The sequence below is a fragment of the Streptomyces sp. NPDC059679 genome (genome assembly GCF_042734105.1).
Classification (GTDB): Bacteria; Actinomycetota; Actinomycetes; order Streptomycetales; family Streptomycetaceae; genus Streptomyces.
In genome coordinates, this window is the sequence record NZ_JBHWES010000051.1 from 46,118 (window position 1) to 65,229 (window position 19,112).

10 protein-coding genes are annotated in these 19,112 nt (G+C 70.4%); 8 read left to right on the forward strand and 2 right to left on the reverse strand.

All coding sequences use genetic code 11. From position 1 onward, the window contains the following. Position 1: 1 nt before the first annotated feature. The 4 genes from ACFV2X_RS38700 to ACFV2X_RS38715 all read left to right on the forward strand — a co-directional run bounded on the left by ACFV2X_RS38700 (position 2) and on the right by ACFV2X_RS38715 (position 6,403). Complete coding sequence (locus tag ACFV2X_RS38700) at positions 2-2,275, forward strand: TOMM precursor leader peptide-binding protein (RefSeq protein ID WP_385625899.1); 2,274 nt, start codon at positions 2-4, stop codon at positions 2,273-2,275. Between the two features lie 111 nt (positions 2,276-2,386). Beyond that, the gene (locus tag ACFV2X_RS38705; RefSeq protein ID WP_385625901.1) at positions 2,387-3,889 is read left to right on the forward strand and encodes a SagB family peptide dehydrogenase; all 1,503 of its coding nucleotides are present in this window, start codon (positions 2,387-2,389) and stop codon (positions 3,887-3,889) included. 317 nt (positions 3,890-4,206) lie between these two features. Continuing rightward, entirely contained in the window at positions 4,207-5,577 is a 1,371-nt protein-coding gene (locus tag ACFV2X_RS38710; protein ID WP_358707603.1) for a cytochrome P450, read from the forward strand. Beyond that, positions 5,570-6,403, forward strand: a complete 834-nt coding sequence (locus ACFV2X_RS38715; RefSeq protein WP_385625904.1) for a methyltransferase domain-containing protein — start codon at positions 5,570-5,572, stop codon at positions 6,401-6,403. Before ACFV2X_RS38710 ends, ACFV2X_RS38715 begins: the two co-directional genes overlap by 8 nt. A gap of 141 nt (positions 6,404-6,544) precedes the next feature. On the opposite strand, the gene ACFV2X_RS38720 is transcribed toward ACFV2X_RS38715, so the two are convergent. After that, positions 6,545-9,343: a helix-turn-helix transcriptional regulator gene (locus ACFV2X_RS38720; RefSeq protein ID WP_385625906.1), complete on the reverse strand. Its 2,799-nt coding sequence runs from the start codon at positions 9,341-9,343 to the stop codon at positions 6,545-6,547. Between the two features lie 579 nt (positions 9,344-9,922). Here ACFV2X_RS38720 and ACFV2X_RS38725 point away from each other — a divergent pair. From ACFV2X_RS38725 to ACFV2X_RS38740, 4 genes are all read left to right on the forward strand, one after another. Next, the gene (locus ACFV2X_RS38725) at positions 9,923-10,831 is read left to right on the forward strand and encodes a PrsW family glutamic-type intramembrane protease (RefSeq protein WP_385625908.1); all 909 of its coding nucleotides are present in this window, start codon (positions 9,923-9,925) and stop codon (positions 10,829-10,831) included. Then, complete coding sequence (locus tag ACFV2X_RS38730) at positions 10,828-13,410, forward strand: RHS repeat-associated core domain-containing protein (RefSeq protein ID WP_385625949.1); 2,583 nt, start codon at positions 10,828-10,830, stop codon at positions 13,408-13,410. The genes ACFV2X_RS38725 and ACFV2X_RS38730 overlap by 4 nt, the downstream gene beginning before the upstream one ends. A 307-nt stretch (positions 13,411-13,717) precedes the next feature. Next, complete coding sequence (locus ACFV2X_RS38735; protein WP_385625910.1) at positions 13,718-17,206, forward strand: CHAT domain-containing protein; 3,489 nt, start codon at positions 13,718-13,720, stop codon at positions 17,204-17,206. After that, on the forward strand, positions 17,175-18,230 hold the full coding sequence (locus tag ACFV2X_RS38740) for a LacI family DNA-binding transcriptional regulator (RefSeq protein ID WP_385625911.1): 1,056 nt from the start codon (positions 17,175-17,177) through the stop codon (positions 18,228-18,230). The genes ACFV2X_RS38735 and ACFV2X_RS38740 overlap by 32 nt, the downstream gene beginning before the upstream one ends. Before the next feature lie 17 nt (positions 18,231-18,247). Here ACFV2X_RS38740 and ACFV2X_RS38745 read toward each other — a convergent pair whose 3' ends face one another. Continuing rightward, a complete protein-coding gene (locus ACFV2X_RS38745) occupies positions 18,248-19,024 on the reverse strand; it encodes a class I SAM-dependent methyltransferase (protein WP_385625912.1) in 777 nt (258 codons plus the stop codon). Between the last annotated feature and the right edge of the window lie 88 nt (positions 19,025-19,112).

The window sequence follows — 19,112 nt, forward strand, 5'->3', positions numbered from 1 at the left end:
AGTGGATCTGCCTCGCTTTAAGGCACACCTTGTCCCGCAGGTCGTCAGCCCGGATCGGGTCTTCCTGGTGTCGGAGGAAGGCCACTATCTGGTCCAAGGAAAGGCGGTTGCCGAGGTGGCGCCCTTCCTGGACGGGACCCACGCGATCGCCGAGATAGCCCAGAAGCTTTCCGACCGGTTTACCCTGGGTGAAGTCGTCTTCGCCATCAGCAAGTTCCAGCGCTTCAACCACCTCGCCGAGGGTCCTGTCGGGACCGACCGTGCCTCGGTGGCCTTCTGGGAGGCCCAGGGCGTGGACGCCGCCGAGGCCACCCGGCGGCTGGACGAGGCCCAGGTGGAGATCACCTCGGTGGGTGCGGTGGACGAAGCGGAGGTGGTGGCCGCGCTGCGGACGACCGGCATCGAGGTGCGGCCGGTCACCGCCGCCGCAGCCGGTGCCTCCGCTCCGACCCTGGCCATCGTGCTCGCCGACGACTACTGCAACCCCGAACTCGCCGCTGTCGACGCCCGCCTGCGCGGTGCCGGCATACCCTGGCTGCTGGCCAAGCCCCACGGCGCCGATGTCTGGACCGGCCCCTACCTGGTGCCGGACGTCACTGGATGCTGGCAGTGCCTGGCCCAACGGCTGGAAGGCAATCGGCAGGTGGAGGCGTACCTCCAGCGCAAGCGGGGCGACGAAGCTCCGCTCCTCACCTCTCTGGCGACGTCTCCCTGGTCGGGGGGACTCTCGGCCCAGATGGTCGTCGGTGCCGTGGCCGGCATCATCGGGGCAGAGGCGTCCGACTACCGGGGAGTCCTGGTCTCGGTGCATGTCCCGACCATGCGGACCGAACGCCACGAGCTGATCCGGCGGCCGCAGTGTCCCGGCTGTGGAGACCCCTCGGTCCTGCATGTCGCCCCGCGGATCGAACTGACCGAGCAGGCCGTGCGGTTCAGCGCGGACGGCGGGCACCGGACGATGCGCCCCGACGACACCTACAAGCGGCTGCAGAAGCACGTCAGCCGACTGACCGGCGCCGTCAGCTCCCTGCGGCTGCTCAATGACGTCGACAACGGCGTCACCTACAGCTACTCGGCCGGCCACAACTTCGCGATGCCCGGCGACAATCTCGCCATGCTGCGCCGCAACCTGCGCGGTCAGAGCGGTGGCAAGGGCCGCACCGACATCCAGGCCCGCGTCAGCGGAATGTGCGAGGCCATCGAACGGTACTCGGGAGTGTGGCGAAACGACCGCCCCACCCGCCGGGCCAGCTTCGACGCGCTCGGTTCCGACCTGGCGGTTCACGCCAACGAGTTGCTGCTGTACTCCGAGGCTCAGTACGCCGGCCGGGAGGAATGGAACCACAACGGCGCGGGTCGGCTGCACATCGTGCCGGAACCGTTCGACACCGGCCGCGAGATCGACTGGACGGCGGCGTGGTCGCTGACGCACGACCGGGAGCGGCTGGTGCCGGCAGGATACGCCTGGTTCGGCCACCCCGACCTGGCGGACCACTTCTACTGTTTCAGCGACGGCAACGGCAACGCCGCCGGGAACACCCTCGAAGAGGCGATCCTGCAGGCGTTCTATGAACTCTGCGAGCGCGACGCAGTCGGCCTGTGGTGGTACAACCGCGCGCTGCGGCCCGGCTTCGATCTCGACAGCCTGCACGAGCCGTACATCGACACCCTTCGCGACTTCTACGCCGGCATGAACCGCAGCCTGGCGGTGGTGGACCTCACCACCGACCTGGGCATCCCCACCTTCGCCGCGGTCTCGCACCGGGTCGACCACCCGGTGGAGGACGTGTTGCTGGGGTTTGGGGCGCACCTGGACGTGCGGATCGCCGTCCTGCGGGCCCTGACCGAGGTCAACCAGTTCCTGCCGGCGGTGATCAACCGCAAAGCGGACGGGTCCACCGACTACTGGGAGGACGACCCGGACACGCTCGAGTGGCTGCAGCAGGTGACGGTTGCCCAGGACCCCTGGGTCGTTCCGTCCACGAACCTCCCCACCACCTCGGCCGACAGCTACTCCGGCCTGTTCTCCGGTGACCTGGCCAAGGACATCCGTAACGGTGTCGAGCGGGTGGGCAAGGCCGGCCTCGAAGTGATCGTCCTCGACCAGAGCCTGCCCGACCTGGAGCTGAAGGTCGCCAAGGTCATGGTCCCGGGCATGCGCCACTTCTGGCGCCGGCTGGGTCCGGGCCGACTCTACGCCGTACCAGTGGAACTGGGTTGGCTGTCTGCGGCAACCGCCGAGGACCGGATGAACCCGCGAAGCGTCTTCTTCTGATCCGTCCCCACCCGCTCGCCCCCGAGTGGACACCCCGCCCGCGCAGCGGCCTGGACATCACGCTCCTGCCCCGTGACAGGGCTTTCCTCAACGCATCTCCCTGGAGGTGACATGACTGGTCCCGATCCTTACGGCGCCATCAGCAACCCCCCACCCGCTCGCGGTCCGGCGCGTGTCGGTGAACTCCTGCGGCTTCACCCGGGCGCTCGGATCGTCCCCGTCGCCAGCGGCGCGACCCAGATCTTCATCGGGCAGCGCGGTACCTCGCTGGGTGCTCTGACACCCGGACTGACGGCGGCCATGGAACTGCTCGCCGCCAGACGGGTCGGCAGTGACGAGCTGCTGGACGTCGTCCAGAGCCACGAGGGCGAGCTCGGCATGCTCAAGATGCCCAAGCTGCTGCAGAGGCTGAGGGCTGGCGGCTGGCTCTCCACCACCCTGGCGGTCGCGGGGTCGGCTGTGCTGACTTTCCGTCCGCTCGGCCCCGTCGTTCCGCCCGTTCTCAGGCATGACGGCGACCCGGCCGAGCTGCGGATGTCCCGCTTCGCCGTGCTGCGGGCCGATGGCACGGGCATGGTGCTGGAGTCGCCGCTGGCGCACGTCGCTGCCGAACTGCACGATCCGGCGCTCGTCGGTCTGCTGGGCTCGCTGCCCACACAGCGGGGTCCGGGGCCGGCTCCCCGCGACCCCGCGGGTGCGCGGACCCACCCGGTTGACTGGCCTGAAGCGGTCCCCGCGCTGCTGAGCGCCCTGGCCCGGCACGGCTTTCTGGTTCCGCGGAGCGGCGCCGCCGAGGAAGGCTTCCGCTTCGCGCAGTGGTCGCCGCACGAGCTGTGGTTCCACAGCCGTACTCGCGTCGGACGCCACGACCTGCCGTACGGCGGCACGTACTGGGCCAAGGGCTTCGCCGAGCCGCTGCCCTCGGTCCGGCCGCCTTTCGACGGTCGCTCGGTGGAGTTGCCCCGGGCGGACCTGCAGGCGCTGCGCGCGAGCGACCGCACCCTCACCGAGGTGCTGGAGGACCGACAGTCGCTACGGCTGCACGACAGCTCGGCGCCGCTCACGGCCGGGCAACTGGGCGAGTTCCTGTACCGGAGTGCACGAAACCGGGGCACGTATGACGACGGATCGCAGGAACTGGGCGACCGGCCCTACCCGTCCGGCGGCCGGGCATATGAACTTGAGGTCTATCCGCTGATCCACCAGGTGGACGGTGTGGAACCGGGCCTGTACCACTACGACCCCGAGAAACACCGGCTGGAACTGGTCGCCGAGCCGGGGCCGGCACTGACCCGCCTTGCCGACATGTCCCGCGCGACCGCGCAGATGTCCTCACCGCCGCAGGTGACGCTGCTGATTACGGCGCGCTTCGGGAGGGTGATGTGGAAGTACTCCTCGATGGGTTACGCCCTGGTGCTCAAACACGTGGGGGTCCTCTACCAGGTGATGTACAGCGTCGCCACCGCAATGGGGCTCGCGGGCTGCGGGCTCGGCGGCGGCGACTCCGACGCCTTCGCCGTCGCCTCCGGGGTGTCCTGGGAGAGTGAGTCGACCGTCGGCGAGTTCCTGCTCGGCAGCCGTGGAAAGGAGGGCAGCGATGTAGTTCCGGCCTAAGGCACTGGAGAACCTGCGCCAACCCGACGAACTGGACAGCCCCGTGCGCCTGGCCCAGCCGAGCCGCCAAGACCGTCCGGGCTCCCTTCTCCGGCCGGGCGATCGCCTTGCTGGTCGGCAGCGGGCAGTACGTCGCCGTTGGGAACCGACGCGGCGGACGTCGGCGCGAGGGTCGCTGCAGAAAGCGGATGCGACCCGCGGCGCCTTGGGCGCCGGCCCACGGCCCCAAGTCGTCTGCCGGCGCCCGGTACCGCGAGCCACAACAGGTCGTGCCCAGGCGCACGATCCCCGACCTGCTGTTCCGAAGGAGACTTGTCATGCCCCGCCGCTCCATGTCCGACGCCATCCCGACGGCCGGCTCCGACGACCGCCCCCCAGGGCCGGCGGAGGACCTGGAACTGGTCGGCATACGCGCGGATCCGCTCACCTTTCTGCAGGACCTGGTCACCGAGTATGGCGACCTCTGCAGCCATCAGACCCGCGGCCAGGTTGTGTGGTTCGCCAATTCGCCCGAGTTCGCCCGGCACATCCTGAAGGACAACTACACCAACTACACCAAGGCCGGGACGCCGGACGACTTCATGCTGACTCCTCTGCTCGGAAAAGGGCTGCTCACCAGCAACGGCGCGCAGTGGGAACGGCAGCGGCGACTGTGCGCGCCATCCTTCCGGCGCCTGGCGGTCGAGTCGTTCGACGGCCTGATGGTCGAGGCGGCTCTCGACCTGGCCACTGCCTGGGGCGAGGCGGCCGACCGGGGCGAGGCCGTCCGTGTGGACCACGACTTCACGGCACTCACCCTGCGGGTGGTGGCCTCCGCGCTGCTCGGCTCCGAGCTGACGGCGGGCGGCCGCGGTTTCGGGCAGGCGGTCGACGACATCAACCGGTTCATCGGGCACTTCGACGGGACCCCGCCCGAGGACGAGGACTTCCGGGCCCGGCTCCGGGCGTACGCGGGCGCGAAGAGCTTCTTGGACAGGGTGGTCGGCACCATGATCGGGGCCCGGCGGCTGACCGGCCCCCATGGGCACCCCGGGGACCTGCTGGACGCGATGCTGGGCGCCCGGGACGAGCACGGCGACGCCCTCTCCGCCAAGGAGTTGCACGACCAGGTCCTGACCATGGTCATGGCCGGTCACGAGACCACCGCGAAGGCCCTCAGCTGGACGCTCCACCTGCTCGACCGGTACCCCGAGCACGCAGTGCGGGTTCGAACCGAGATCGACCGGGTCGTGGGTACCCGGCTGCCGACCGCCGCGGACCTGCCCGATCTGGTCTATACCAGGCAGTGTCTCGACGAGGCTGTCCGCCTGTTCCCGCCGGTGTGGCTGATCTCCCGGCTCGCAGTGCACGACGACCTCCTCGGCGGGCTCCGTATCCCCGCCGGCACGCTGGTGTGCATCAGCCCCTGGACGCTGCACCGGCATCCGGAGTACTGGGAGGCGCCCGAGGAGTACCGGCCCGAACGCCGGCACAGCCGAGCGGGCCACTCGTACCTGCCGTTCGGCGGTGGCCCCCGGGTCTGCATCGGGCAGGCCTTCGCCACGGCGGAGGCGATGCTCGTACTCACGGTCGTCCTGCAGCGGCTCCGGCTGACTCGGGCACCCGGCACCACGGTCGTCCCCGAGGCGCTGGTCACGTTACGTCCGCGTGACGGTCTGCTGATGCGGGTGGAGCGGCGCCATGGGTGAGGCGGGACAGCCGGTGACGCCAGGCGCTCGTAGCTACTGCCCCGAAAGGGAACTGGGCGGATTCGGGCAGGAGATTGAGCGCTTGGACCGCCAGGCCACGCTGACCTGGGCTCACGAGTGGCGAGTCCTCAAGCCGCTGGCGCCCTCCGGCGGTGGGGCGGTGCTGGACGCGGGCTGCGGAAGCGGCGCGGTGACCGCCGAACTGAGCGCCGCGCTGCCGGGATCTCGCGTCGTCGGGCTGGACGTGCACCCCGGACTGCTGGACCGGGCGCGCGCTCGCGGGGCAGCCGGAGCGGGGCCGGAGCTGTTCCTGGGCGACATCGGCGACACGCCGTTCGCGGATGCGACGTTCGACCTGGTGCTGTCGAGGTACGTCTTCCAGCACCTGAGGAAGCCGGTCGCGGCGGCACGAGAGCTGCGCCGGGTCCTGCGGCCGGGCGGGCACCTTGCCGTGATCGACATCGATGCCGGGTTGTGGGGGACGGCGGAGCCCGACCTGTCGGGCTTGTCGCAAGAGGCGTACCGCGCACTCGGCGCGGCGCAGTCCGCGGACGGAGGGGACCGGCTCATCGCCCGGCGACTGCCCCGCGTGCTCAGGGACGCCGGCTACACGGACGTGACCGTGCGACCGTTCGCCTATACCAGCGACGAAGTGGGGCTTGCGGCCCTGGCGCCGCAATTGTCCCCGGAGCGGCTGCTGCCGCTGGTCGAGCGGGGCGCGGTCAGCATGACGGCGTATCTCCGCGCGATGACCGCCTGGCAGAGCTTCGTGGCCGGTGACGGCTTCGTCCTGCTGTTGGGATTCGCCGTGGTGGGACGCCGGTAGGCCCGGAAGTGTCCACCGACCAGCCCGTAAGTGCCCCGCCACCCTGGGGTCCAGGGTGGGTGCGGCCTGTGGGGTGCCGGGCCGGGAAGACGCAGCCCGGCCGCGCCCGGAGCCGCATGCCGTCAGGACCGGGTGCACGCCTCAGCACTCATGGCGCAAGAGCGCGCCGAGGGCGCCGGGAAGGGCGTTCCGTCCAGGTATGGACAATTTGCTGTAGATGTGCGTGAGGTGGACCTCAACGGTGCGCGGGGTGATGTGCAGCAGATCGGCGATGCTCTTGTTGGTTCTCCCCCGGGCAGCGTGCATGGCGATGCGACGCTCGGCCGGGGTGAGGGCCGGGAGCCCGGACACCGGAGTGCGCCGAAGCCGTCCCCCAGAGGCGAGCAGCGATTTGTGCGCCTCGGCGGTGAGCGACTGCGCGCCCGACTCTTCGGCGAGCAGCATTCCCCTGTGCAGCGCTTGCCGGGCATGTGCGAGAGAGCCCTTGCGCCCCTGCGCCTGGCCCGCCGCGACGAGTGAAAGCGCCAGCTGGAGCCGGGCGTCGGTCTGCTCGAGCAGGGACACGGACTCGGCGAGCGCGCGCTCCGCCGCCGCCCCCGAGCTCACTTCCCCCAGTGAGCGCAACGACTGGCCGATGACCGCGGGATTGCCCCAGCGCCGGGCCAGTCCAACCTCCGTTTCCGCAAGCCGACAAGCCTCCGCGTCGTTTCCCAGCCGTTTCCACGCCAGCGCGGCGAAGCCGCGCCAGGCACTCAGAGCGGGGTTGACGATCTCCAGCGCCTCCAGCCGGTGCCCGCACTCCATCAGGTCGGCGAGTGCGCCCCGGAGGTCACCCGAGTGCAGGCGGAACTTACCCCGAATGCCCAGGGCGCTTGCGGGCAGGTCGTGGAGTCCTTGCAGGAGGCCGACGGCCTCCTCGTAGTGACCCATGGCCCCGCGCACCCTGGCGACCTCGGTCACCGCGACGGCATGGCAGCTCTTCACCTCATGATGGGCAGTGGTGAGGGTCAGCGCCCCCTTGGCCTCGGTGAGCGCCAGGGGCAGATCTCCCATCCGCACTGCGATCTCGGCGCGCCGACAATGAGCGATCACCCGGGGGAAGAGCGCGTCCTGGTGCAGCGCTCCGGTCAGCATGTGATCGGCCCAGCGCTGGGCCTCACGCAGATGCCCTGCCCACGTCAGTACGGTGATACATCGCAGCAGCAGCACCATCGAAGTGCTGTCAGCCGGCCGCTCGCCCGCCAGCGCCCGCCGCACCAGCTCCAGCGGGACGTCGCGGGGCTCGGACCTGCAGGCGAGATCGCCGGCGATGGCTGCCAGCAGTCCCCGCTCGCCAGGGGTGACGCCGAGTGTGCGACTCAGGGCGGGACGGTCGAGCGCCTCTGGGACTGCCCCCCTTCCCTCGGCAGGGACCGTACTGGTCAGGGACTGCAGGCTCAGACTCAGTTCCGTATCGGCGAGCTCGGCGAACGCCTTTTCGTCGACATGGGCCAGCACGGTACGGGGCGGACGCAGAGCCGACTCGGCACTGCCCTGCCGCAGGGTCCGTGCGTGGGCGCGTTCCACGATCGCCGCCGCCTGGCGCTCCGCATCGGAGAAGAGACGGACTGCCTCGTCCAGATGGCGGTCGGCGGCCGCGGGCGCGAAGAGCACCTCGGCGCGGCCCAGAAGCCAGAGCACCTCTGCGCGTTCCGCCTCCGGAATCCAGTCCCGGAGCACACGCCACGCGTACTCGGCACACGTTTTGGGGGCGCCCGCCTTCAAGGCGTCGTCTGCGGCGTTCTTCAGGACACCGCACGCCCACGCGTCCTCGGCCACGTCGGCTTGCAGCAGGTGCTCGGCGACCTGCGGCAGCGGCGCTCCCAGATCGTTCAGCCGCCGGGCGGCCCGCATGTGCAACGCGCGCCGCGCATCGGCGGACATGTCCCGGTGAATCAGCTTCCTGAGCTCGGCATTGCTGAAGCGATAGCGCTCGGGGGTGCCCGTCGCGCGAAAGACCCCCACTCGGGTCAGCTCCGCAGTGAGTCCCCAGATCGTGTCCCCGTACAGGTCCCGCATGTCCGCGATCACCGCACAATCGCCTTCTTCGCCGAGTACCGCGGCGACCTCGGCGACCTCCTGGAGGGCGGCGGGCTGGCGCAGCAGTCGGTCGACGGCGGCCTCGGCCTGCAGCCGTTCACCGCATCGCCGCACCCGCTCGACCTGTGACGCCCGAGGGGGCACGAAGTCGGCGGTCAGGGACGCCAGCAGCTTTTCCAGGAGGGAGGGGCGCCCGTGGGTGGCCTCGGCGCAGGCCTGCACGAACTCGTCATCGCACCTCTGCCCGGAATAGGCGGTCTGGACCACGTCGCGCACGCTGTGCGGGGAGAGCGGGCTGAGGGTGAGGGACTGGCATCGGTCGCACTTGGACATGTCGTCGATCAGCGTGCGGCCGACCGGGGTTTCGTCCGTACGGTAGGCCAGGATCAGCAAGACCGGCAGGTTGTTCAGGCGGCGTACCAGAAAGCCGAAACAGCGCAGCGAGGTTTCGTCCATCCACTGGATGTGATCGACGATGACGACCAGCGGATGCCGGCGGGCGCCCTGCGTGAAGCCTTCCCACAGGACTTCGTAGAGCTGATGGTCGAACGGGCCGGTGCCTTCGGGTATCCCGCTGAGCGGTTCCTCGCCCTCGATGTCTTCATCCCTGCCGGCGACCTTGAGCGAGGCGGCCCTGAGCTGGCGGACGACGGCTGACTGACTGTGAGCGTCCGAAGGAGAACACGACAGGCTCAGGACCGTGCTGCCCAAGCGCCGCACACGTTCGGCCACCTCGCCGAGGAGTGCGGAACAGTGCATTCCCGAGTCGGACCGGACCAGGACGGCGTTGCCCATGCCCGCCCTGGCACTACGCGCGCGCGACAACAGATCCGCGAGTTCCGACACACGTTCAGGCTGCACGTCTTCTCCTCGCTTCTGTTCCCCTCACGTCAAGCCCCTCCACTGAGCCCTCTCACCCTCATCCCGGCCTGCCGGTGACCTCCGCGTGCTTTGCTCGTCTTATGTCTTCGCCTCGCCCTTGTCCCTCGGCGCATGCTCTCCTGCGGCGGCTCGCCCGTGCCGACCTCCCTGATCGCCACCTACCAGCGGCGGGCGGGGGCGCTCGGCGGAGACGTGGCGGTGGCTCCCTCGCCGGGCAAGTGCGCGCCTTCGCTGAAGGTTGTCTTTGCGGAGGTTGGCGGACACCAACAAGGACAACCCCGACGGCCAGGTGCGGCTGAGCTTCCTGGGCTGAGCAAGATCGTCCTCGGTCGAGTCCTGGCCGAACTGAGAACTGTGCGGCTGTCCCCGGTGGGTGTGCCGGGTTGGGGCAGACCGCCGAGTCCTGTCTGCCTGCTGCGACGGAAAGGCCGTCTCACCTACCCTGTCGAACACGAAGACCGAGGGTCCGTGTACGGCGTGCCAAAAGGCATCTTGTGCGTGACGACGGTTCGACTTGGCGTGACGGGTCTGCAGCGGCGTTGGAGGGGGTTGCGGGGCGTGGCGTTCTGGATGGTTGCTACGTCGGTATGGGCTGTGCTGCAGCTGTTGTTGCTGTCGTGGCCGGTGCGGACGGTGCGGTGGCCGACGGTGCTGCTCGTCTTCGGGGTGGGTGTGTATGGCTGCGGTGTGCTCTCGGGGCTGCTGGAGCTTGTGGTGGCACGTCAGTTGGCGACCGCGAGGGAGAGTTCGCTGGCGGGCGTCATGGATGTGGTGTCATGGACGACGGCTCCGGTGGTGGAGGAGCTGATCAAGGTCGCACCGCTGGTGGTCGCGGGGTGGGCGCTGCGCGGGCGGATGCAATGGGGGCTGGCGGACTTCGTGGTGCTGGGCGGCGCTGCCGGAGCGGGGTTCGGTCTGCTGGAACAGCTTCTGATGTATGCCGAGGCCGGGGGTAAGGCCCTTCCCTTGGACGAGGGGGGCTGGCTGATCGCGAAGGGCTTGACCGACCACCCGTACGTTCCCGGTCTCGGACAGATCCTCGGCAGTTGGTTTCCCTCACCAACCGGCACCACTGGCGTCGGTGGGCCGGTACTCCCCTATGAGGTACACATCTTCACCAGCGCGCTCGGCGGGCTGGCGGTGGGTTTGTTGTGGTGTGGTGCCCGCGCACTGACCCGGGCCGCGGCGCTGGTGCCGATGGCCGGGGCGGTGGCGATCCACTGGGTGAACAATTACGCTGCGGCTTTCCCACGCAACCACACCGCGATGGAGTGGCGCGAGAGGCTGGCCGCGGACTGGGGCCTGTGGATCATCCTGGGTTGCCTTGCCCTCGCGTGGATTTGGGATCTGCACCGGTCCCGCCTGGGCCGGCGGCGCGAGCCCGATGTCGCGCCGGCCACCGAACGCCAGGGCCGGACCGCCCCCGAAGCTCTCTTCGGGTACGCCCTGCTGCACCTCCCGGTCTGACCGACCAGGCCCACCAGGTCGTCGGGCAGATCGACGCAGTCGGCGCGGTCAGCCGCACCGTGTACGACCAGGACGGCCGTACGGTCGCCGAGACCGACGCGCTGGGCCGCACCACCTGCTGGCGCTACGACGAGCGCGGGCATCTGACGGCCGTGCTCCGCCCGGACGGCAGCGAGATCAGCGCGGTGCTCGACGGACAGGGCAACCCGGTACAGATAACCGATCCGGGCGGCGCGGTGTGGCGGCAGACCTTCGACACGGCGGGCAACCGAACCACGCTCACCGACCCGCTCACCGCCACCACCCGCTACCTCTACGACGCGCGCGGGGGCCTGCTCGCCGTCACCGACCCGCTGGACACGACGACCCGGGTGCGCTGCGACGGGGCCGGGCTCCCCATCGAAATCACCGACCCGCTGGGAGCCACCACCTTCTACCAGCGGGACGCGTTCGGCCGCATCGTGGCCGAGACCGGCCCACTGGGCGCGGTGACCCACTACATATGGAGCCCCGAAGGCAAACTCCTGCGCCGCACCGGCCCGGACGGGGCTGCGGAGTCCTGGACATACGACGGCGAGGGCAACTGCCTGTCCCATACGGACCCGATCGGTGGAGTGACGCGCTGTGAGTACACCCACCTCGACCTGCTCACCGCTCGCACCGACCCGGACGGGGCCCGCTATACCTTCACCTACGACGCCGAGGCCCGACTGACCCAGGTCACCAACCCCCAGGGCCTGACGTGGGATTATGCCTACGACCCGGCCGGACGGCTGCTATCGGAGACAGATTTCGACGGCCGTACGGTGGCCTACCAGCACGACACGGCGGGCCAACTCGTCTCGCGTACCGACCCGCTGGGCCACACCACCGGCCACACCTACGACACGCTGGGCCGCATGGTGGCCCAGGACGTGGCCGGGAGGATCTCGAACTTTCACTGGGGCCCGGCCGGGGAACTTCTCCGAGCCACCGGCCCCGACACGAACCTCTCCCGCACCTACGATCCTGCGGGCCGCATGCTGTCCGAAACCGTGGACGGCCACACCTTACATCTGACCTACGACGCAGCAGGGCAGCCGGCCTCCCGCCGCACACCGGCAGGCGCCCGAACCACATACGCCTACGACGCGGCAGGCAACCGCACCACCTTGACGACCGCGGGCAGAGGGCTGACCGCCACCCACGACGGATCAGGACGCGTCACCCAACGGAGGTGGACCGGGGGACTGTCCCTGACCCAGGCATGGAACCCAGCCAACCGCCTCATCGGCCAGTCCTACACCGCAGGCCCGCAAGAGGCGCCCTTGTTGCGGCGCACCTACACCTGGCGCCAAGACGGCTACCTCACCGCCTGCGAGGACACCACCACCGGCCCCAGCCGCTACACCCTGGACCCGGCCGGCCGCGTCACGCACGTACAAGCCGCCACCTGGCAGGAGTCCTACTCCTACGACCCCGCGGGCAACCAGACCCACGCCGTATGGCCCGCAACCCACCCCGGCGCGGCCTCGACCGGCGCTCGCACCTACACCGGAACCCGCATCCGGACCGCGGGCACCACCCGCTACGAACACGACGCCGCCGGGCGCATCACGCTGCGCCAGAAGCCCCGCCTGTCGAAGAAGCCCGACACCTGGCGCTACACCTGGGACACCCAAGACCACCTCACCCACGTGGTCACCCCCGACGGCACCACCTGGTGCTACCGCTACGACCCCCTCGGCCGCCGCACAGCGAAACAACGCTTCGCCCCAGACGGCTCGGTGGCTGAGGAAGTCAGATTCGCCTGGCACGAAACCACCCTCATCGAGCAGACCACCACCTCAACAAACTGGCCCGGCACCCAGACACTCACCTGGGACCACGACGAAAGCGGGCTGACCCCTCTCACGCAGACCACCCAGTACGCCCCCGGCGCCGAGACCCCACAGGAAGAGATCGACACCCGCTTCTACGCGATCATCACCGACCTGATCGGCGCCCCCACCCACCTCCTCGACGACACCGGCCACATCACCTGGCAGTCCCGCACCACGCTCTGGGGCACCACCACCTGGAACCCCGACGCCACCGCCTACACCCCCCTCCGCTTCCCCGGCCAGTACCACGACCTGGAAACCGGCCACCACTACAACCTCCACCGCCACTACGACCCCGAAACCGCCCGATACCTCACCCCCGACCCCCTCGGCCTGGCACCCGCACCCAACCCCACCACCTACGTCCACAACCCGCACAACTGGGTAGATCCAGACGGCCTCGCACCCAAGAAGCCTCCATACATGGTTCCGGAGCCCTCGCCTTCGGCGCCTCGGGGGGAGTTGGTTCCCTATGACTGCGTCTTCTCCCACCGGCAGGAAATCGGCCTCCACGTCCCAAGACTGACCACTCCGGGTGGCCGAACGCTCTCAGCACATGCTGCCGAACGTGTCGCCGGAAGTGGGCCCGGCCGTCCACCTACGACGCTGGATGTGGTGGACCACATTCTGAACAAGGGGACAAAGATCAAGTTCGATCCGGTGAGGGGTACCATTCGACTACTTCCTGGACTCAGACATCTACGAGATCTTGAGTGAACCCCTCTCCCTGTACCGTCCAGGGGAAGGGCTCCCGTATGTGAACGAAGAAGAGATGGCGGAGTCTCTGGAGGAAGCACGGAGAGCTTTGGTGGATAACACTGACGGAAACGAATGAGTGGCAGAGGCGCTGAATCACTGGCGCTCCGGTCGCCGTGGTCATCCCGACGTGGGATGACCACGGCACCGGCGCCGGGTGCGCGTCGCGCGTCCAATTCCGGCCGCTCCGATCGCCGCGGCACCGGGCGCATGCTGGTTGTGCACTGGGGGCAGCAGACAGAGACGTCCGGCAGGTCGAGGGGGAGATGTGACCGACGCGGAGATCGAGGAGGGCGGGGGTGTCCGGGCGCTGCGTGCCTGGGTGATGGCTGCCACGAAGCGGGCTCTGCGGCTGTACCCGCCGGGCACCCCCAATGCCGACCCGAATGTGTACGACAGCTCGATCGCCGAACTCGAAGAGCTGCTGCGGCTGTTGCAGCACGACGCGGAACTGCGGGCCACCGTGACGGTTCAGCTCGGCTCCGTCCTCACGATGCGGCACCTCGCCAGGGGCGGCGTGCCGCAGGACCGGGAGCGGGCCCGGCTGCTGCTGCGGGAGGCCCGCGATCCCCGGACCGGAACCGGGGCGGCGACGGATGCGGACGACCGGCGGTGGGCTGCGCTGGCCCTGCTGAGTCTGGTGATGCCCATCCCACTGGCAGGGGGTGGGGGCGGGCAAGCCGGTTTCTTCAACATGCTCGACTGGCGCGCGTACCAGGAGCCCGAGGAGATGGCGGCCATCGTGGCCGAGATGCCGGCGCTCCTGGCCGAGGCTCAGGAGTTGCCGCTGGCGCCGGAACTGCACGGCCAACTGCAGCGGATGAGCACCATGATTGCCGCACTTTCGGGGCCCGACGGACCCGGTGCCCTGCGCCAGTTCGTCGATTCGTTGCCCGAAGACTTTCCTCATGCGGACCAGATGCGGCTGATGACGGACGTGTTGTCGGCAGCCGGGCGTACCGCCGCCGGGCCCAAACCCGCCGCGAGCGCGGAAGACCCCGCGGGTCCGGAGCCGACTGCCCCTCCGGACCCCTCCGGCCCGCAGCGGGGCCGAGCCCGTACGTCGGCCGCGGCCGACGACGACCCCGATGTCGTCGCCATGGACGCCATGATGCCCTCAGCGCTCGACGCACTCGCAGCCTTGCGAGGCGGCGACCCGGAGGCCATCAACCGGGCACTGCGGCGGCTGCGCGCCGCACACGGAAAGCTGCCGCCCGGCCATGAGGCGAGCGTGTCCATCGAGAATTTCATCGGCATGCTGCTGCAGGCGGGGGAGAGTGTCGGCGGCAACCTCCAGGACCAGTCCCTCGGTCACGAGTACGTGACGGCGTTGGCCGACCAGATGCAGTCGTTCGCAGCGGCCTCCACGACTCCGGTAACCGCCGAATTCGCGGTCGCGGTCCGTGTCTACCCCCTGATGAGCCGGATCGACGCGGCCTACAAGGCGGAGGACGCGGCTACGGTGCGGGCCCTCCTCGGCGAGCTCGAGGCACTTGAGGCGGACACTCCGCCGGACAACGGATTCCGCTTCCAGATCCAGCTGGCCCTGGCCCAGGCATGCCTCTCGCTCGGCAACCTCACGAACGACGACGACATGCGGTTGCGTGGCGCCGACCACCACGAACAGAGCCTGGCAGCCGCGGCGCACGCCCCCGCGTTCATCAGGGAGTCGCTCTCCCGGCACGCCACCGGCCCCGATGCCGTACGAGCCCGGGTCACCGGCGACCCGGCAAAGCTGCGGCATGCCACCGTCGCGCCGCCTGACGCTTCGACGAGTCAGCGGTGGGACTCCGCACAGTCCCTGATGGTCCGGTACACCCTCACCCGCGACCTCCCGGATCTCGACCCTCTCATCGCCGAACTGAGGCGGGTGTGCGACGACATACGGCAGGGCCAAAGGCCCCGGTTCGCCGCCAAGGCCCAGTGGATGCTGGCGGAGGCATACCGAGCCCGCTGGCACCACACGCGGGACCCGGCGGATCAGGCATCCGCCGCGGCCACCGCAAAAGAGGCCCTGAACACACTCGCAGCCGACGTACTCCTGCAACTGGGTTCGGAGCACGGCCTGTTGACGGCTCGCGCCGGCGCCGCGCGCAGCGTCATGGCGGCCACCTGGGCCGCGTCGCAAAACCAGGCGGAGGAGGCGGTGGCTGCCCTTGAGCTGGGCCGCGCCCTCGTGCTGCACGCCGCGTCCACGTCCCGTACCGTGCCCGAACTCCTCGAAGCGCGCGGGGAGCAGGAGCTTGCCGAGGCATGGCGAAAGGCCGGCACGGCCGACGCCGGGGAGCCCGACGGGCCCCCCGGCGAGCTGCGCAGCACCCTGCGCCGCCGCGCCCTGGAGGCGCTCGGCTACCGGCAGCACGGCCTGTTCGCCACGCCCACGCTCAATGAGCTGGCGGACGGTGTCGCCGAGGGCGGAGCGGATGCGCTGGTATATCTGCTGCCCGGCGAAGGCGACGCACCCGGCGTAGGGATCGTCGTGGGGGCGGACTTCGGCGTCGGCATAGGCGGCCTTCCGCTGCTGTCCGCGACCGAGAGCGGTCCCCTTGAGCGCTACCTCGACGCCGCCGCCGAACGGTCCAAGCGGCTCGGCGAACCGGCCGCCGAACATGCCTGGGAGGAGGCCCTGTCGTCGCTCTGCGACTGGGCGTACCGGGCGGCACTCGACGACATCCTCACAGCCGTCACGCGGCACCTCACCGCCGGCCAGAGCCGCCGCGAAAACCGTTCGGGCCCGCCCAGGATCGTCCTCGTGCCGTGTGGCCGCCTGGGCGTCGTCCCCTGGCACGCCGCACGCCTGCCCGCGGCGGCGCCCCACGACTACGTCTGCCAGATCGCCGTCATCAGTTACGCGGCGTCCGGCGGCCAGTTCCTGCGCACCGTGAAGCGCGCCGGCCGGGACACGACCGGCGCCGTGGTCCTGATCGCCGATCCCCGGCAGGAGCTGACCTACGCCGAGCTGGAGGCCACGGCGCTCTACGAGGCCTGCTACCCGCAGGCGCGTCTGTACGGTGAGTTCTACGACCCGCCCGTGGAGCCGGTGGCGGCCGGCACCCCCGACGAGGTGCTCGCGCTCCTGTCCGATCCTTCCAAGGCTCCCTCGCTGCTGCATGTGGCCTCGCACGGCTCCGCGGGGGTGCGTCCGACGGTGTCGGCGCTGCATCTCGCCTTTCCGGACGGCACCGACGTGCTGCCGGCCGAGGAGGGCGGCCCCGGGGCCGCGCCGGACCGGGGCATGCTGACCGTGACCCGGCTGCTCGACCGACCGTGGCGCGAACAGCCCGGCGCACAGGGGCCGCTGGTGGTCCTGAGTGCCTGCGAGACCGACCTCAGCACCCGTGACCACGACGAGGCCCTGACCCTGACGACAGCCTTCGTCTCGGGTGGGGCACGCAACGTTGTGGGATCGCGGTGGACCGCTCAGGACGGGGCCTCGGCGCTGATGATGGCGGTGTTCCACCACTACCTGACCGTCGAGGGGCAGGGGCTGGCGGACGCGCTCAGAGCGGCTCAGCTGTGGATGCTCGACCCGGACCGTGAAAATCCGGGCTCGCTGACCGGCGCGCTGCTGCGCGAGATCCGGCGCCCAGGGCTCGAACGTCTACCGGTCTGGGCGGCGTTCATCCACCAGGGGCACCCAGGTCCAGGACGGGCGACGGCAGCGGCGACGGCCGGGCGACACAATGGTCGCGGACACGTACGCGGCGAGGAGAGCGGGGAGCGCGATGGCGGCAAAGGGGCGGGTCACGATCCGTGAGGTGGCGGAGCGGGCGGGCGTGTCCGTGGCCACGGTCTCGCGCGTGCTGAGCGGGAACTACCCGGTCCCGCCGGCCACCCGCACCCGGGTCATGCGCGCGGCGCGGGCCCTGGACTACGTCGCCAATGCCCATGCCCGCGCCCTGGTGGGCGGTGGCCGCAAGATGGTCGCGGTCGTGTTGCGCCAGGTCACCAGCCCCTTCTACGCACAGGTGGCCGAGGGTGTGGAGGCGGAGGCGGCCGCGCGCGGCTGGCTGTGTCTGGTGGGCACCACGGGCGGCAACCCGCAGCGCGAGCTGGAGATCGTGCAGCTCATGCGGGAGGAGGGCGCCCGGCTGGTGATCCTGGTGGGCGGGGTGGTCGAGGACGACGCCTACCGTGAGCGCGTCGCCCACTACGCGCAGGCCCTCGACTCCTCCGGCGCCCGGCTCGTGCTGTGCGGACGGCCCGCTCCTGACCCGGACATCCCGGCGCTGGTCGTCGAGTTCGACAACGAGGCCGGGGCCCACGCCCTCACCGGACATCTGCTCTCCGCGGGCCACCGCAGGATCGTCTTCCTCGGCGGGCTGCCCGGCAACACAGCCCTGGACGCACGCGTCGCCGGCTACCGGGCCGCCCTCGCCCAGCACGGTCTGCCACCCGAGGCAGCCCATGTCGTCGACTGCGGCCTGGGCCGTGCCGCCGGGCACCGCGCGATGACCGAACTCCTCGACGGCACACCGGAGTTCACCGCCGTGTTCGCCGGGGACGACATGGTGGCCGCCGGGGCCCTGCGCGCCATCGCCGAGGCGGGTCTGCGCGTCCCCGACGACATCTCCGTCGTCGGCTACAACGACATCCCGCTCGCCGAGGACTTCAACCCCCCGCTCACCACGGTCCGCACCCCCGCCGAGGAACTTGGCCGCGCCGCCGTACGCATCGCCCTGCACGACCCCGAACACGCCGCGGGCGCCCACCATGTGCTCGGCACCCACATCGTCGTACGCGACAGCGTCGCCGCGCCTCCGCCGGGGCGCGCCCGCTGACCATGCCGCCGCTGGGGTCAGGGGCGGACGGCGACGAGGACATGGCTGTCCCCGAACTGCCAGACCGGCCCGGCCTGGGCGAACCCCGCCTGCCGTAGCAGCGCGATATGCCGCGACAGACACAGGCCGTTGTGGCCGACCCCCGTGTCCTGCTGGTGTGCTGGTCGCCGGCTCTCGCGGCGCTCGGCGAGCAGCCCGGCCAGCTCCGGGTCCTGGGCCGTGGCGGCCCACCAGGAGTCCCAGTCCTCGTGGGCGAACGCGCGCAGCCGCTCGGAGCGCCGCGCCCCGACATGGGCGGCGATCCGCGCCGGCTGGGTGTCGTCCGGTGGGAAGTGATCGGCGTTGACGAGGACGCCGCCGGGGCGCAGCAGGGCGGCGAGCCGCTGGTAGGTCCGGCGCAGCGGCTCCTCGGTGAGGCAGTGCAGCGCCGTCGTGGAGACCGCGGCGTCCAGGGGGCCGTGCAGGCCCAGTACGTCGGTCCACCCCGGCTCGCCGATGACCGCCTCGACATAGCGTGCCGCGGCGGCGTGGCGGGTGCGGGCGAGGGCCAGCAGCAGGGGATCACGGTCCACCGCGACGATCTCCGCGGCCGGCATCCGCTCGGCCAGCCGGGCGGTCAGCGACCCGGGGCCGCAGCCGAGGTCGACGATCAGCGGGCGCGGCCGGTCGGCCGTGCTGTGCTGCACTACGTCGGCGATCACGGTGAACCGTTCCTCGCGGTCGACCGCGTAGCGCTGCTGCTGACGCTCCCAGCGCCCTACCCACCGCTCGGCCGCGGCCCTGCTCAGCCCCATCGGGTCGTACCACCTTGCTGTTCTCTGCTGCTTTGCGCTGTTCTCGGCGCGCCTGAAGCCTACAGATGGAAACGGTTCCCATTCACAT